13 protein-coding genes are annotated in these 15,706 nt (G+C 75.8%); 7 read left to right on the forward strand and 6 right to left on the reverse strand.

Features of this window, described 5'->3' with window-relative positions; all coding sequences use genetic code 11:
• Positions 1–198: 198 nt before the first annotated feature.
• The gene (locus tag VGP36_25940; GenBank protein HEV7658155.1) at positions 199–867 is read right to left on the reverse strand and encodes a hypothetical protein; all 669 of its coding nucleotides are present in this window, start codon (positions 865–867) and stop codon (positions 199–201) included.
• Positions 867–2,633, reverse strand: a complete 1,767-nt coding sequence (locus tag VGP36_25945) for a PHP domain-containing protein (protein HEV7658156.1) — start codon at positions 2,631–2,633, stop codon at positions 867–869. Before VGP36_25945 ends, VGP36_25940 begins: the two co-directional genes overlap by 1 nt.
• 302 nt (positions 2,634–2,935) lie before the next feature.
• Between VGP36_25945 and VGP36_25950 the strand changes: the two genes are divergently transcribed.
• Positions 2,936–3,934 (forward strand): nitronate monooxygenase, encoded by a 999-nt coding sequence (locus VGP36_25950; protein ID HEV7658157.1) that lies wholly within the window; start codon positions 2,936–2,938, stop codon positions 3,932–3,934.
• A 181-nt stretch (positions 3,935–4,115) separates the two neighbouring features.
• Here the strand turns inward: VGP36_25950 and VGP36_25955 are convergent, their stop codons facing one another.
• Together VGP36_25955 and VGP36_25960 are read right to left on the reverse strand one after the other, a co-directional pair.
• A complete protein-coding gene (locus VGP36_25955) occupies positions 4,116–5,594 on the reverse strand; it encodes an adenylosuccinate lyase family protein (GenBank protein HEV7658158.1) in 1,479 nt (492 codons plus the stop codon).
• A gap of 55 nt (positions 5,595–5,649) precedes the next feature.
• Entirely contained in the window at positions 5,650–5,868 is a 219-nt protein-coding gene (locus tag VGP36_25960; protein HEV7658159.1) for a hypothetical protein, read from the reverse strand.
• Between the two features lie 142 nt (positions 5,869–6,010).
• On the opposite strand from VGP36_25960, the gene VGP36_25965 reads away from it, so the two are divergent.
• The 6 genes from VGP36_25965 to VGP36_25990 all read left to right on the forward strand — a co-directional run bounded on the left by VGP36_25965 (position 6,011) and on the right by VGP36_25990 (position 13,735).
• Positions 6,011–6,421 carry a DUF6069 family protein gene (locus VGP36_25965; protein ID HEV7658160.1) on the forward strand — a complete coding sequence of 137 codons (411 nt, stop codon included), beginning with the start codon at positions 6,011–6,013 and terminating at the stop codon, positions 6,419–6,421.
• Between the two features lie 69 nt (positions 6,422–6,490).
• Entirely contained in the window at positions 6,491–6,844 is a 354-nt protein-coding gene (locus tag VGP36_25970) for a YciI family protein (protein ID HEV7658161.1), read from the forward strand.
• Positions 6,844–8,070, forward strand: coding sequence for an RNA polymerase sigma factor (locus tag VGP36_25975; protein HEV7658162.1), 1,227 nt, complete (start codon positions 6,844–6,846; stop codon positions 8,068–8,070). The genes VGP36_25970 and VGP36_25975 overlap by 1 nt, the downstream gene beginning before the upstream one ends.
• Before the next feature lie 163 nt (positions 8,071–8,233).
• On the forward strand, positions 8,234–11,644 hold the full coding sequence (locus tag VGP36_25980) for a BTAD domain-containing putative transcriptional regulator (protein HEV7658163.1): 3,411 nt from the start codon (positions 8,234–8,236) through the stop codon (positions 11,642–11,644).
• Positions 11,645–11,913: 269 nt separating this feature from the next.
• Positions 11,914–12,588: a VC0807 family protein gene (locus VGP36_25985; protein ID HEV7658164.1), complete on the forward strand. Its 675-nt coding sequence runs from the start codon at positions 11,914–11,916 to the stop codon at positions 12,586–12,588.
• A 412-nt stretch (positions 12,589–13,000) separates the two neighbouring features.
• Complete coding sequence (locus tag VGP36_25990) at positions 13,001–13,735, forward strand: SDR family oxidoreductase (protein ID HEV7658165.1); 735 nt, start codon at positions 13,001–13,003, stop codon at positions 13,733–13,735.
• A 384-nt stretch (positions 13,736–14,119) separates the two neighbouring features.
• Here VGP36_25990 and hpnH read toward each other — a convergent pair whose 3' ends face one another.
• Together hpnH and VGP36_26000 are read right to left on the reverse strand one after the other, a co-directional pair.
• Positions 14,120–15,121: an adenosyl-hopene transferase HpnH gene (hpnH, locus tag VGP36_25995; GenBank protein HEV7658166.1), complete on the reverse strand. Its 1,002-nt coding sequence runs from the start codon at positions 15,119–15,121 to the stop codon at positions 14,120–14,122.
• 2 nt (positions 15,122–15,123) lie between these two features.
• Positions 15,124–15,534 carry a hypothetical protein gene (locus VGP36_26000; protein HEV7658167.1) on the reverse strand — a complete coding sequence of 137 codons (411 nt, stop codon included), beginning with the start codon at positions 15,532–15,534 and terminating at the stop codon, positions 15,124–15,126.
• Between the last annotated feature and the right edge of the window lie 172 nt (positions 15,535–15,706).

The raw sequence follows: 15,706 nt of genomic DNA on the forward strand, positions 1-15,706 counted from the left end.
GCAGGCGTGCGCCGCCCACCGGCCGCCGGCGGCCCCGGCCTCAGGCGTGCCCCACCCGCCGGCCGCCGGCGGCCCCGGCCGCAGGCGTGCGCCGCCCCCCGGCCGCCGGCGGCCCCGGCCGCAGGCGTGCACCGCCCCCGGCCGCCGGCAGCCCTGGCCGCAGGCGTGCACCGCCCCCGGCCGCCGGCGGCCCCGGCCTCAGGCGTGCACCGCGCAGCACGGGGTCGGGTTGGGCACCTCGAACGGGGCGACCGCGTGCGGGCCGGCCGGGAGCACCAGCAGGACCAGCCTGCCGTCCTGGTAGATCGGCCGGCAGAAGTCCCGGGTGTGCAGCAGCGCGTCCGGCGGGAGCGTCCCGCCGGCCAGCACCCGGACCTCCTCGACCGCGGTGCGGTCCAGCACGTCCTGGACCGGCACGGTGCCGGTGAGCAGCTCGACGCCCGGGAACCGGACGGCCCGGCCGTCGGCGCCGGCGGCCCGGTCGGTCGCGGCCGACAGCGCGGTCCGGGCCAGGGCCGGGTCGCCCGCGGTCAGGACGCCGGCCGCGACCGGCCGGTGCCCGGGCACGGTGCCGACCGCGGGCTCGTCCGCGCCGACCGGGTCCGGACCGGCGCCGAGCAGCGCCAGGCCCGCGCCGGGGACGTCGGGCAGGACGACCGGCGCGGGCAGGGTGAGGGTCCCGGCGTAGTGGGGGGTGCCCTGCCGCACCGCGTGCGTGCAGAGCACCGCCCCGGGGCCGGCGCCGAGGTCCGCCACCAGGCCGAGCAGCAGGTGCTCGGCCTCGGCGGCGGTCCGGGAGCCGGCGTCGACCCCGAGGACGGCGCTGGCCGACCGGCGAGACGACCAAGAAACCGGTGGTGTGATCATCAGTGCCCCGAGGTGGGGGGCAGCACCCAGATCGGGTTGGAGTAGAACCAGAGGTCGGCCCACGGGTCCGCGTCGCCGACCACGTCGATGGCCGGCCCGGACGGGTCCACGCCCGCGCCGAGGATGCCGGGTGCCAGCTGCTCGCCGTCGGTGCCGCGCAGCCGCAGGTAGAACGGGTCCCTGACGTTGCGGAAGGTGTGCGTCAGCACGACCGAGCCGGCGCTCCTGTTCACGTCCCAGGACCGGGCGACCTTGGTCCGCGGGGTGCTGAACGTGTCCCGGTCGGGGGTCGCGCCGGTGACGTCGCCGGTGATCATGTCGACCCGGGCCAGGGTCGGCACGAACTGGGCGAAGTTCGGCGTGCCCGCCATCGTGACCTTGATGCTGACCTCGACGGTGGCGCCGCGGCGGACCTTGAGCCGGCCACCCAGGGTGACCCCGTCGCGGTCGCCGCCGGTGGCCCGGACCCGGACCTCGAGGCCGCGGATGAGGTTGCCGTGGGTGACCCAGATCCGGCCGGCCCGCATCCCGGCCATGACCGCGCGGTAGTCCCGCGAGATCGCGCCGACGTGCGTGCTGCTGTAGTAGCCCGGCCAGAAGTCGGCGTTCCCGGTCTGGATGCCGCCGGCGTAGATCGGGTCGCCGTACCGGCCGACGTTGTCGAAGGTGTCACCGGCCGCGTCCCAGGGCGCGCTGGTGACGTTGCCGACCGGGTTCTTGGCCCAGTCGGCGTAGACCATGTGGGAGTCGGAGTTCGAGGTGACCCACCAGGTCTTGCCCTCGGCCAGCAGGCTGTCCCAGAGCCCGCCCACGGTCGAGGTCATCCAGTCGAACCCGCCGAAGGTCCGGTACGACTCGGGCGGGTAGCCCGGGAACGAGTCGGCCGACGGCGAGAAGTCGTACTCGCCGCGGCCGCCGCCCGGGCCGGCCGGGGCCGGGATGCCGGCGGCCTGGTGGCCGGGCGCGCCCTCCATGCCGATCGCGATGGCCGGCGCGGTGTCCCGCCAGTTGCGGATCTCGTGCGGCGAGTCGATCCCCTTGCGGGCCGGGTGGTTGGCCAGCATGAGCGCGTCGCCGATCTGGCGGGTCCGGACGGCCCGGTCCAGGAAACCGAGGCCGGCGATGGCGAGCGCCTCGTTGGCCGGGGTGCTCGGGCCGGCGTTGCGCACCACGCCGTCGTACGCGTTCTCGAACTGCTTGAGGACCGTCACCTCGTTCGAGCCGGGGGCGACGAAGACGGTCGCGTGCTCGGCCGCCGGGATGTTCCACTCGAAGCCCTGGAAGACCAGCGTGTCGGGGTGGGCGACGCGGGCCCGGCGGATGTCCGGGTTGACCTTCTCCACGCCGAACTTGGCGTGCGCGACGCTGCCGTGGTCGGTGATGACCATCCAGTCCAGGCCGTTCTGGCTGGCGTGGCTGACCTGGTCGATGACCCGGTACTGGGCGTCGGGGCTGTACTGGGTGTGGATGTGGTGGTCGCCGGACAGCCAGAGGTAGCCGCCGCTGCGGGAACCGCCGTCCCGGCTCGGGCCGGGAGCCGCGGCGGCGACGCCGGCACCGGCACCGGCACCGGCCAGCGCGGCGGTCGCCGCGACCCCGGCACCGGCCAGGCCGGCGCGGCGCAGGAACGTCCGGCGGTCGAGCTCGGCCGGGGACAGCTCGCCGTCCGCGACCGTGGGGTCGAGGTGCGGTGGCAGCGGGCCGTCGTGGCTGTGATCGTGGTCGTGGCCGTGGTCATGACTGTGCGGGCCGTGGTGCTGGTCCATTCCGCTCCTTCGCCGTGCGCGGGGTTCGCGTCTGGAGCGTCGAGGCCCAGGCTGTCCCGTACGCCTCCGCCGGGTGAAGGGCAGGTGACGGCTGCCCGACGCGCCGGCCGGACCCCGGACGACCCAGCGGTGCAGGCCGGCCTCGCGGGCCCGGATGATGGCCTGGGCCCGGTCCGCGACCTGCAGCTTGCGAAGATGCCGCTGACGTAGTTGCGCACGGTCTCGTGCCTGATCGACAGCTCGGTGGCGATGGCCGGGTTGCTCAGGCTCGTGGGAACCTCGCCCCCGGTTACGGTCGGGCGGTGACCCTCCCCGCGCTGACGTACCCGGTCCTGCAGGCTCCGATGGCGGGCGACCCGTCGACCCCGGCGCTGACCGCGGCGGTGAGCGGCGCCGGCGGGCTCGGGTTCCTCGCGGCCGGCTACAAGACGCCGGAGCGGGTGGGTGAGGAGATCGCCGCGGTCCGGAAGGAGACCGGCCGGCCGTTCGGGGTGAACGTGTTCGTCCCCGGCGGGCCGCCGGTCGACCGGGCCGCGGTGGACCGGTACGTCGCCTCGCTCGCGCCCGAGGCGGCGCGGTACGGCGTGCCGCTGGGCGAGCCGCGCGACGACGACGACCACTGGGCGGCCAAGCTCGACCTGCTGGTGGCGTCACGGGTGCCCGTCGTGAGCTTCACGTTCGGCTGCCCGGACGCGGTCTCGCTCGAGCGGCTGCGTTCGGCCGGGATCCTCACGACGGTGACGGTGACGTCCGTGCCGGAGGCGCGGCTCGCGGCCGGGGCCGGGGCGGACGTGCTCTGCGTGCAGGGGGTGGAGGCGGGCGGGCACCGCGGCACGTTCGCCGACGCGCCCGGGGACCTCGGGCTGCTGTCGCTGCTCGGGCTGGTCCGGGCCGCGGTCGACCTGCCGCTGATCGCGGCCGGCGGGATCATGACCGCGGCCGGGGTCCGGGCCGTGCTGGCGGCCGGCGCGGTCGCGGCCCAGTGCGGGACGGCGTTCCTGCTCGCGGACGAGGCCGGGACGTCGGCGCCGCACCGGGCCGCGCTGGGCGACCCGGCCGCGACGACGACGCTGACCCGGGCGTTCTCCGGGCGGTGGGCGCGCGGGATCCGCAACCGGTTCCTGGACGAGCACGCGGACGCGCCGGCCGGCTACCCGGCCATCAACCACGTCACCCGGCCGCTGCGGGCGGCGGCGGCGAAGGCCGGCGACGCCGGCGGGATCAACCTCTGGGCCGGCCAGGCATTTCTCTTGGCCCGGGCCGCCCCCGCCGCCACGATCCTGGCCTCCCTGGCGCCCTGAGCGGCCCCGCCCCGGCGGAGCCGTGCCCGCACCGCCGCCCGGCGGAGCCGACTCGCACCGTCCGCCCCGCGGAGCCGACCCCGCACCGTCCGCCCCGCGGAGCAACCCCGCACCGTCCGCTCCGCGGAGCCGACCCCGCGCCGTCCGCGCGGCGAGAGGCCGTCCGCCGCGGCCGCGCCGCTCAGGACCGAGCAGGCCCGGTCGCGCCGGACCAGGGCCGCCGCCCGGGCCGCGCCGGAGCACGGCAGGCGCCGGTGGGGCGGGGGTCAGGGGGTGGGGGGCGGCGGGCGAGGGTGCGGTCGACCAGGTGGGCGGCGGCGCCGAGGTATTCGAGCGGGTCGAGGAGGGCGTCCATCTCGGCGGCGGAGAGGTGCGCCGTCACCTCGGCGGACTCCTTGAGGACGTCGCCGAGGGAGCGGCGGCTCTCGTTCGCGGTCGCCGACGCCGCGCCGATGACCGCCTTCGCCTCGGCCTTGCCCAGCGCCGCCGCGAGCACCGCCGCGATCCGCTCGGACACCACCAGGCTGCCGGTCAGGTCCAGGTTGGCCCGGAGCCGGTCCGGGAACACGACCAGCCCGCCGGCCAGCTCGGCCGCCGTCTCGGCCGCCCCGCCGGCCAGCCGCAGGCAGGTCTGCAGTGGCGCCCACTCCGCGTGCCAGGCCCCGGCCGGCCGCTCATCCTCGGCGACCAGGCACTGGGCCAGTACGGCCGCCTGCAGCGGCACCTGCAAACCGGCCGAGAGGATCAGCGTGGCCAGCACGGGGTTGCGCTTGTGCGGCATGGCCGAGGACCCGCCCCGCCCGGGCGCGGCCGGCTCGGCCACCTCGCCGACCTCGGTCCGGGACAGGTTCCGCACGTCCAGCGCGAACTTCCCGAGCGCCCCGGTCACCAGCGCCAGCGTCGCGCCGAGGTCCGCGACCGGCACCCGCAGCGTGTGCCAGGGCAGCACCTGCTCGGCCAGCCCGGTCTCGGCCGCGAACGCGGTGACCAGCCCGTCGGCGAACGCGGCCGGCTCGGTCGACGGGTCGTGCAGCCGGGCGTGCTCGATGTACGCCGCCAGCGTCCCGGCCGCGCCGCCGAGCGAGACCGGCAGCGTGGCCAGCAGCGCCCGGACCCGGTCCGCGGCCACCGACACCAGCTCGTACCAGCCGACGGCCTTGAGGCCGAAGGTGATCGGGACCGCGTGCTGGGTCAGGGTCCGGCCGACCGCGGGGGTGTCCCGGTGCGCGGCGGCCAGCCGGCCCAGCGCCGCGGCGGTCGCCTCGAGGTCGCGCAGGATCACCCGCAGCGCCCGGGAGGACAGCAGCATCAGCCCGGTGTCGAGGATGTCCTGGCTGGTCGATCCTTTGTGGACATACCCGGCCGCGATCGGGTCGGCCGCGCGTACCGCGGCGGTCAGCGCCGGCACCAGCGGCACGACCGGGTTGGCGCCGTCCCGGGCCTCGTGCGCGATCGCGACCAGGTCGACGTTGCCGACCCGGGCCAGGTCGGTGATCACCTTCGCCGCATCGGACGGGACCAGGCCGAGCCGGGCCTGGGCCCGGGCCAGCGCCGCCTCCGCGTCCAGCATCGCCTGCAGGAAGGCCTCGTCCGAGGTGAGCCCCTCGACCTCGGTGCCCGCGCGGACCGGCGAGAACAGGCCCGCGTCGACCCCGGTCATGCTCCGATCCGCACTTCGGTCTCCCGGTTCTCGACGGCCGCGAGGCCCAATACTGTCAAAGCGGTCCGATCGGAGCCGGCCGGCGTGACGGAGTTGCCGGCCGGGCGGATGCCGGCCGCGGTGAGTCCGGGTCGTCGATCATGTGCCAGCGGCACTGCCCGGTCGCGGCCAGGTGCCGCAGCAGGGGGTCGGTGGCCCGGCACAGGTCGAGGTCCGGCATCCGCGCCTCGATCAGCGCGACCTCGTGCTGCTCGGAGCCGCCCGGGCGGGTCATGGCCGGCCATTGCGGCCGGTGGCAGGAAATGGCGCCGGGTCCGGAAAAACTTCTGGGCCAGGTGTCGATCCGGGCCGGGGGCGTTCGTAGCCCTGGTGACAGACCGGCACGCAGGCCGGTCACCGCTCACCCGGAGGATCCGATGACCGCCACGCTCACCACCCCGGCCACCACCACTGCGACCCGCCCGGCGCTGGTCGTCCCCGGTCTCGTCGCGGTCGCCGCCGCGGCCGTCGCCACCGTCGCGATCGCCCTGGTCGCCCGCGCGGCCGGCGTCGGCTTCGTCAGCGCCGGCGAGGCGATCCCGCCGGCCGGCTTCGCCGTCATGACCGCCATGCTGGCGCTGCCGGGCCTCGTGCTCGCGGCCGCGCTGCGCCGCTGGGCCGCCCGCCCGCGCCGGACGTTCGTGCGCATCGCGGTCACGCTGACCGTGCTGTCGCTGGCCGCGCCGTTCGTACTGCGTACCGACGCCGCCTCGGTCGTCGTCCTGATGGTCACCCACGTCGTCGCGGCCGCGATCATCGTCCCGGCGGTCGCGCGCCGGCTGAGCTAGCCGGCTGAGCCAGCCGGTTCGGCTAGCTTGTTCCGTCCGACCCTGACCCGTTCGTACGAGGAGGACACGATGAAGCAGTACATGCTCGCGGTGCACGGGACCCACGAGGACCCGCCGCCCGCCGACGTGATGGAGCAGATGTTCGTCGACGTCGACAAGGTGAACAAGGAGTTGGTCGAGACCGGCGCCTGGGTCTTCGGCGGCGGGCTGATGGAGCCGTCCGACGCGACCGTCGTCCGGGTCGAGCGGGGCCAGGTCATGCTGACCGACGGCCCGTTCGTGGAGACCAAGGAGCAGCTCGGCGGCTTCTGGGTGATCCGGGCCGAGAACCTGGACGAGGCGCTGGCCTGGGCCGAGAAGGCCACCAGGGCCTGCCGGTCCCCCGTCGAGGTCCGGCCGTTCCAGGAAGAGCCCGAATCCTGATGACCAGCCCGGACGGGGTGGCCCGCGTCTACCGGCAGGAGTACGGCCGGTGCGTGGCCACCCTGGTCCGCGTCCTCGGCGACATCGACCTCGCCGAGGAGGCGGTGCAGGACGCCTTCGCGGTGGCGATCGAGAGGTGGCCGGCCACCGGCCTGCCGCCGAACCCCGGCGCCTGGATCACCACCACCGCCCGCAACCGTGCCATCGACCGGCTGCGCCGGGAGACGGCCCGCGAGGACAAGCACGCCCAGGCCGCGCTGCTGCACCGGCCCGACGAGCCGCAGGAGGTGGGACCCGTGCGCGACGACCAGCTCCGGCTGATCTTCACCTGCTGCCACCCGGCGCTGGCGCCGGCCGCCCAGGTCGCGCTCACCCTGCGGCTGCTGGGCGGGCTGGAGACGCCGGAGATCGCCCGGGCCTTCCTGGTCCCGGAGGCGACGATGGCGCAGCGGATCGTGCGGGCCAAGCGGAAGATCAAGGACGCCGGGATCCCGTACCGGATCCCGACCGGGGCCGAGCTGCCGCGCCGGCTGCCGCCGGTCCTCGCGGTGCTCTACCTCGTCTTCAACGAGGGCTACGCGGCCAGCACCGGCGACGACCTCGTCCGGGCCGAGCTCTGCGCCGAGGCGATCCGGCTCACCCGCGAGCTGGCCGCGCTGATGCCGGACGAGGCCGAGGTGACCGGGCTGCTGGCGCTGCTGCTGCTGACCGAGTCGCGACGGCCGGCCCGGACCGCCCCGGACGGCTCCCTGGTGCTGCTGCCGGACCAGGACCGCCGGGTCTGGGACCAGGCCCTGATCGCGGAGGGACAGGCGCTGGTGCGGGCCTGCCTGCGCCGCAACCGGCCCGGGCCGTACCAGATCCAGGCGGCGATCGCGGCCGTGCACTCGGACGCGGCCGCCGCCGCGGACACCGACTGGTCCCAGGTCCTGGCCCTCTACGACCAGCTGACCGCGGTCGCGCCGACCGCCGTGGTCGCGCTGAACCGGGCCGTCGCGGTCGCCGAGCTGCGCGGGCCGGCGGCCGGCCTGGCCGAGATCGACCGGCTGGAGCTGGGCTCGTACCACCTCTTCCACGCGGCCCGGGCCGACCTGCTGACCCGGCTGGGCCGTCCGGAGGAGGCACGCGGGGCGTACGAGCGGGCGCTGGAGCTGGCCACGAACGCGGCCGAGCGGGCGTTCCTGGCCGGCCGGCTCAGTACAACCGGGGCGGCCGGTGCCCGCTGAACGCCGCCGGAGCCGTGCGGGGTCGACCCCGGCGACGTGGCGACAGTGCGGCGGACCGGTGGGCAACCGATGGGCAGGACCGTGATCCCGGTGTATCTCGGCGACGCGGACGCGGCTCCTTCACGCAGGGACTCGTCGCCCGTGGAGGTCCGCTGTGCCTGTCGTGTCCACCCCGATCCGATTCGGGGTCCTCGGACCGCTGGAGGTGGCCGCGGCCGACCGGCCGGTCGCGCTGGGCGGTCCCCAGCAGCGCGGCCTGCTCGCCCTGTTGCTGCTGGAGGCCAACCGGGTGGTCTCGCAGGACCGCCTGGTCGGCGATCTGTGGGGCGAGGACCCGCCGGCGACGGCGCGGACCCTGCTGCACGGCTGTGTGGCGGGGCTGCGCCGGGCGCTGCCGGCCGGTCCCGGTGAACAGCGGCTGGTGACCCGCGCCCCGGGATACCTGCTGCGGGTCGCGCCGGGCGAGCTGGACACGGACCGGTTCGAGGAGCTCGCCCGGTCGGCGGACCACGCGCCCGACCCGGCCGAGGCGGCGGCCACGCTGCGGACGGCGCTGGCGCTGTGGCGCGGCCCGGCCCTGCACGACCTGCCGCTGGACGCGTGCCGGACGGCGGCGACCCGGCTGGACGAGCAACGGCAGACCGTGCTGGAACGACGGGTGGACCTCGACCTGCGGCTCGGGCGGTTCGCCGAGCTGGCGGCCGAGCTCGCGGTCCTGGTCCGGGAGCAGCCGCTGCGCGAGCGGCTGTGGGCCCAGCTGATGCTGGCCCTGTACGGCGCCGGCCGGCAGGCGGAGGCGCTCGCGGCGTTCCGGCGGCTGCGGGCCGCCCTGGTCGACCAGCTCGGGATCGAACCCAGCGCGCTGCCGCGGCAGGTGGAGCACGCCATGCTGGCCGGCGAGGACGCCCTGGCGGCGTACTGGCGCGAGGTCGGCGAGCCGTCCGGGTCGCGCGGGACGGACCCGGCGCCGGCTGGGCCGCGGCCGGCCGTGGTCCCGGCGCAGGTCCCGGCGCAGGTCCCGGCGCAGGTCCCGGCGCAGGTCCCGGCGCAGCTCCCGGCGCTGGTCCCGGCGCTGGTCCCGGCGCAGCTCCCGGCGGCGACGTCCGCGTTCACCGGCCGGACCGGCGATCTGGACCTGCTCGACACGGCGCTCGCCGCCGCCGACTCGGTGGGCCTCGCCGTGGTCGCCGGGCCGGCCGGCGTCGGAAAGACCGCGCTCGCCGTGCACTGGGCCCACCGCCGGCGGGATCGGTTCGCCGACGGCCAGCTCTACGTGACCCTGCGCGGGCACACGTCGGGGGCGCCGATGACGCCGGCCGCGGCGCTGGCCGGGCTCCTTCCGGCTCTCGGCGTCCCGGCCGACCAGGTTCCCCTCGACGTGGAGCGGGCGGCCGCGTTGTACCGGACGATGCTCGCCGGGCGGCGGATGCTGGTGGTGCTCGACGACGCCCGGACGGCCGAGCAGGTACGGCCGCTGCTGCCCGGCAGCCCCGGTAGTGCCGCGATCGTCACCAGCCGGTACGGGCTCGGCGGCCTGGTCGCCCGGGACGGCGCGGCCCACCTCGCGCTCGGCCTGCTGGCGCCGGCCGAGGCGACCGCGCTGCTCACCCGGATGCTGGGCCGCCGGCGGGCCGGCGCCGACCCGGACGCCACGGCCGAGCTGGCCCGGCTGTGCGGGTTCCTGCCGCTGGCCCTGCGGATAGCCGCGGCCAACCTCACCCTGCACCCCGCGCAGGCCGTCGCCGGGTACGTGGCCGAGCTGGCCGCCGACGACCGGCTGGGCAAGCTCACCGTCGACGGCGACGACCAGCTGGCCGTCCGGATCGCGTTCGACCTGTCGTACGCGGCCCTGCCCGCGGCCGCGGCGCGGCTGTTCCGGCTGCTGGGTCTCGTCCCGGGACCCGACTTCGGCGCCGACCTGGCGCACGCGCTGGCCGGCGCCGGGCCGGTGCAGCCGCAGCTGGACCTGCTCGCCGACGCCCACCTGCTGATCCGTACGGCGCCCGGCCGGTTCGCGTTCCACGACCTGCTCCGGCTGTACGCGGCCGAGCGGGTCGAGGCGGCGGAGCGCCCGGGGGCGATCTGCCGGCTGGTGCGCTGGTATCTCGCCGGAGCCGACGCGGCCGCCCGCACGCTGCACCCGCAGCGGTCCCGCCTGCCGGTCCCGGGGCCGGCGAGATCCTGCTTCGGAACCGAGGCCGACGCGCTGGCCTGGCTCGACCAGGAACGGGCCGGTCTGGTCGCGGCCGCCGAACTGGCCGCCGGACGCCCGGCGACGTGGGAGTCCGCCTGGCTGCTGGCCGATTCGCTGCGGGGGTACTTCTGGCTGCGGATGTGCCCGCTGGAGTGGCTCGCCGTCGCCGAGGCCGCCCGCGCCGCCGCCAGCGCCGCGGCGGTTCCGGCCGGCCGGGCCGCGGCCGAGCTGTGCCTGGCCGACCTGCACCGCCAGCAGGGCCGGTACGGACCGGCGATCGAGCACTACGGCCGGGCCGCCGCGCTCGCCCGGGCCGGCGGCTGGTCCGAGGGTGAGGGGATCGTGCTGTCGAACCTCGGGACCGCGTACCTGTGGCTGGGCCGGCTCGCGGAGGCGGCCGGCTGCTGGCAGCAGCGGGTCGACCTGGCGATGCGCGTCGGGCGGCCGGCGAGCTCGGCCGTGGCCCTCGGCAACCTCGGCCTCGTCTACTGGCTGCAGGGGGACCTGGAGCGGGCGGCCGAGCACCAGGCCCGCGCGATGGGCCTGCACCACGAGATGGGCTCGCGCCAGAACGAGGCGGTGAACCGGGCCAACCTCGGCGAGGCGTGCCACCTGCTGGGCCGGATCGACGCCGCGGACGAGCACCTCAGCTCGGCACTGGCACTGCATCGGGAGGTCGGCGACCGGGGCGCGGAGGCCGAGACCCTGCGAGCCCTGGCCGCGGTACGGCGGGACCGCGGCGAGCACGCCCGCGCGCTGGCGCTCGCCACCGAGGCCGTGGCGCTCGCCGCCGACACCGGCCACCGCCCGGTCGAGACCAACGCGCTGAACACCCGCGGCACCGTCCTGCACCGGCTGGGCCGGCCCGCCGCGGCCGCCGCCGACCACGAGCGGGCGCTGCGGTTGGCCCGTGACACCGGCACCCGCTACGCCGAGGTGACGGCGCTCGCCGGTCTCGCCTCGTGCCACCTGCGCCTCGGCCACCTCGACCAGGCCGTCGCGCTGGCCGAGCACGCCGCCGCCGGCGCCGACTCCGCCGGCTTCCGGGTGGTCGCCGCGCAGGCCCGTACCGTCCTGCTGGACGCCCGGCTGGTCGCCGGCGACCTGGACGCGGCGCTGACGGTGGGCGCCCGCGCGCTCGACCTGCACCGGGCCACCGGCCACCGGCACGGCGAGGCCGGCACCGCGCTGCTGCTCGGCCGGGCCCGGTACGCCGCCGGCGAGCCCGGCGCCGCGGCCCGGTCCTGGCGGGACGCCTTCGCCCTGTTCACCGCCATCGGCGCCCCGGAGGCCGGGGAGGCCGAGGCCCTGCTGCTGAGCCTGCCGGCCGGCGCACCGGACCGCGGCCGGGTCCTCAGCCTGGGCTGCGGCGGCGGCTGAGCGGGACGGCCGGCGCCGCGCTCGGAACCCAACCTGGGTCTCGTCCGTGGTGAGGAAGGGGTGGGCGTGCTCACCCCTCCCAATCCTCCGCGTGGCTGTGTGCTCACCCCTCGAATTAGGTGAGGAAACCTGCCCCGCGGGGAAACGATGATGGAGGCTCACGCGTCTGCAGGGAGGGTTCGCACCGGGCGGGCCCTGGGTCGGGCGTCCCTACTGAATCCCTGGAGACCTGTGCCACTATGGCCGACGTCGCGACCGCTGGAGGCCTGATGACGCCACCTGGAGACCGATCCCGGCACGCCGATGTGCTGGAGATCAGTGGTCTCCGGGTCACGCTCATCCGCGCGGGCCGACTGCTCCTCGAAGCGGTCGTCGTACCCACCGTCCTGCTGGCGATTCTGCTGCACATCATCGGTACGACGCGAAGCATTTTGGTCGCGGTCGGCTGGTGCGCCTGCGCGATCGGGCTGCGCTGGTTCGTCGACCGCCGGCTGCCCGGGACGCTGATCCTCGGCTCGGCCGCGCTCGTGGTGAAGGCGACGATCGCGCTGCTGTCCGGCAGCCTGCTGGTCTACCTGCTGCAGCCGGTGCTCGGCTCGGTCGTCATGGCGCTGCTGTTCCTGGGCAGCGCGGCCTTCGGCCGGCCGATCACGATGCGGCTGGCCCGGGACTTCGTGCACGTCCCGGCGCACATCCTGGCCAAGCGGGGTGTCCGCCGGATGTTCACCGAGGTCGCGGTCATCTGGGGCTTCTCCCGGGTGGTCGACGTCGCGCTCAACCTGGGCTTCCTGCACCGCGGGGTGGACGCCGGGCTGTGGGCCCGCGGCCTGCTCAGCCCGCTGCTGACGATCCTGGCCGTCGCCGTCTGCACGGCCTGGGGCTGGCGCTCGCTGCGCCGCAACGGGATCCGGCTCAAGGTCAGCGCCGGGCCCGCCTCCGCGTGAGGTCGTCCTTTTCTTCCCGGCGCCGCTCCGCGCCGTCCCCGCACCGCTCGTGTGGTTCGCGGTCCCGGAGCCTCGTACGTCCTGCACCGTCCCGGCGCCTCGCAGGTCCTGCACGGTCCCGGCGCCTCGTACGTCCTGCACCGTCCCGGCGCCTCGCGGGTCCTGCACCGTCCCGGCGCCTCGCGGGTCCTGCGTCGTTCCGGCGTCTCGCGGGTCCTGCACCGTCCCGGCGCCTCGTACGGCCTGCACCGTCCCGGCGTCTCGCGCGGCCTGCACCGTCCCGGCGTCTCGCGTGTCCGTCCCGGCGTCTCGCGTGGCCTGCGCCGTTTCGGCGGCTCGTGTGTCGTGCGTCGTCCCGGCGTTTTGCGCGCTTCGCGGTCGACGTGGGCTTCGCGGCGGGGTGGGGGCGCTCGTGATCGAGCTGGACGGGGCGGTCGTGCTGGTGACCGGGGCGTCGCACGGGATCGGGCGGGCGGTGGCGCGGGCGCTCACCGCGCGTGGGGCCGTCGTGGTCGCGGCCGGGCGGGACGAGGCCGCGCTGGCCGAGGTCGCGGCCGCCTCCACCGTCGCTTCCGACCTGTCCGATCCGGTCGCCCCGGCCGCGCTGGTGGAGACCGCGGTCGCCCGGCACGGCTCGCTGACCGCGGTCGTCGCCTCGGCCGGTATCGGCTGGGCCGGGCCGGTCGCCGACATGGACCCGGCCCGGATCACCGAGCTGGTCGACGTGAACCTGCGGGCGCCGCTGCTGCTGGCCCGGGCCGCGCTGCCGGTGCTGCGCCGGCCGGGCGCGCTGGTGTTCCTGACCTCGATCGCCGGGCTGGTCGGCGTACCGGGCGAGACCGTCTACTCGGTCACCAAGGCCGGGCTGGAGACGTTCGCGGCGCTGCTGCGGGAGGAGGTCGAGGACGTCACGGTCTCGACCGTCGCGCCCGGGGCCGTGGCGACCGGGTTCTTCGACACCCGCGGCGTCCCGTACGAGCGGGGGTTCCCGCGGCCGATCCCGGCGGAGCAGGTGGCGGCGGCGGTGCTGGACGCGATCACGACCGGCCGGGAGCGCCGGGTCGAGCCGCGCTGGCTCGGTTTCCCGGCCCGCCTCTCGGCCACGGCGCCCAGGACCTACCGCGCCCTCGCCCGCCGCTTCAGCTGAACCCGGCCGCGCCGTCCCAGCCGCGCCGTCCCAGCCGCGCCGTCCCAGCCGCGCCGTCCCAGCCGCGCCGTCCCAGCCGCGCCGATCCTGAGGCGCCGCCGATCCTGAGGCGCCGCCGATCCTGAGGCGCCGCCGATCCTGAGGCGCCGCCGATCCTGAGGCGCCGTCGATCCAGCCGCGCCGATCCTGAGGCGCTTGCTCGGTCGTCCGGCGGTGGGCCGGCTCCGGCGGATGGTGTCCCGCCGAAGCCGTACCACTGTCAGTGGTAAATACCACTCTCAGTGGTACGGCTCCCGGAGGACACCATCCCCAGCCGGAGCACGGGAGCGGCGCGGCGCCGAGGGTCGCGGCGCCGCCGCGCCACGTCCGTTCGGCGGGATCAGCTCAGCTCAGGATGCCGGCGGCGCGGATGGACTCGCGCAGGGACCCCATCGTCGCCAGGACCGCGGTCGGCTCGTAGCCGCAGTGCGCCATGCAGTTGTCGCACCGCGGGTCCTTCCCCCGCCCGTACGCGCTCCAGTCGGTCTCCGCGATCAGCTCCCGGTACGTCTCCGCGTACCCGTCGTCGAGCAGGTAGCACGGCCGCTGCCAGCCCAGCAGCGAGTACGACGGGATGCCCCACGGGGTGCACTCGAAGTCCCGCTTGCCCTCGAGGAAGTCGAGGAACAGCGGCGAGTGGTTCAGCCGCCACTTCTTCCGGCGGCCCTCGCTGAACGCGTTCTTGAACAGCGCCCGGGTCTGCTCGGTGCCGAGCCAGTGCTCCTGGTCCGGCGCCCGCTCGTACGCGTACCCGGGGCTGATCTGAATGTTGTCGACGCCGAGGTCGTCGTTGAGGAAGTCGAGCAGCTCGATGACGTCCTCCGGCGTGTCCGTGTCGAAGAACGTCGTGTTGGTCATGACCTTGAAGCCGAGGGACTTGGCCTCCTTGATGGCCGCGACGGCCTGGTCGAACACACCGATCTTGCGGACCGACTCGTCGTGCCTGTCACGCATCCCGTCGATGTGCACCATCCAGGCGAAGTTCCGGTGCGGCGTGAACTTGTGGATGTGCTTGGGCAGCAACACGGCGTTCGTGCACAGGAAGACGATCTTGTTGCGGTCCAGCAGCCGCTGCACGATCTCGTGGATCTGCTTGTGCATCAGCGGCTCGCCGCCGGCGAGCGACACCATCGGCGCGCCGGACTCCATGACGGCGGCCACGGCCTGCTCGACCGGCATCCGCTTCTTCAGCACGTCGTGCGGTTGCTCGATCTTGCCGCAGCCGGCGCACTTGAGGTTGCAGGCGAACAGCGGCTCCAGCTCGACCAGCAGCGGAAACTTCTCCACCCGCTTGACCTTCTGCTTCATCAGGTACGCACCCAGCCGCATCGACTGGCGCAGAGGCATGCTCACGAGTTCTCGACCTCTCCCGGCAGGGTGATCGTGATGTCGACAACCGAGGCCTGCCGCTCGCGGATGTCGGATTCGCCCTGGCCTGCGGCCCAGGCGGACAGTACGGGTGCCGCGCGCCGCAGCGAGCGCAGGGCGTGCGTGCCGCGCGGCAATGTGCCGAGCGACACCAGAGGGTGTGCCGGGGTGTCGACGATCGCCCGGACCACGGCGGCCAGGCGTCCGGTCCGGGCGAGCACGCCCGACTCCATGTCGACGGCGAGCGCGCCACGCTCGGCCCAGGCGGTCCGGGCGGCGCCGGTGACGACGGCGTCGGCGCCGCCGATCGCGCCCACGTGCACGGTGAGCCCGGCGATCCGCAACACCCTCGCCAACTCCCCCGCCCCCGCCAGCACGATCTCGCCGGCCACGCCGGAGCCACCCGAGCCGGCCGAGCCGGACCCAGCCGAACCGGCCGAACCGGACCCGGCCAAACCGAGGCCGGCCGAACCGGCCGAACCAGCCGAACCAGCCGAACCGGCCGAACCGGCCGAACCGGCCAAACCGGCCAAACCGGAGCCAGCCGAACCGGCCGAACCGGAC

The sequence above is a fragment of the Mycobacteriales bacterium genome (assembly GCA_035995165.1).
Classification (GTDB): Bacteria; Actinomycetota; Actinomycetes; order Mycobacteriales; family CADCTP01; genus CADCTP01.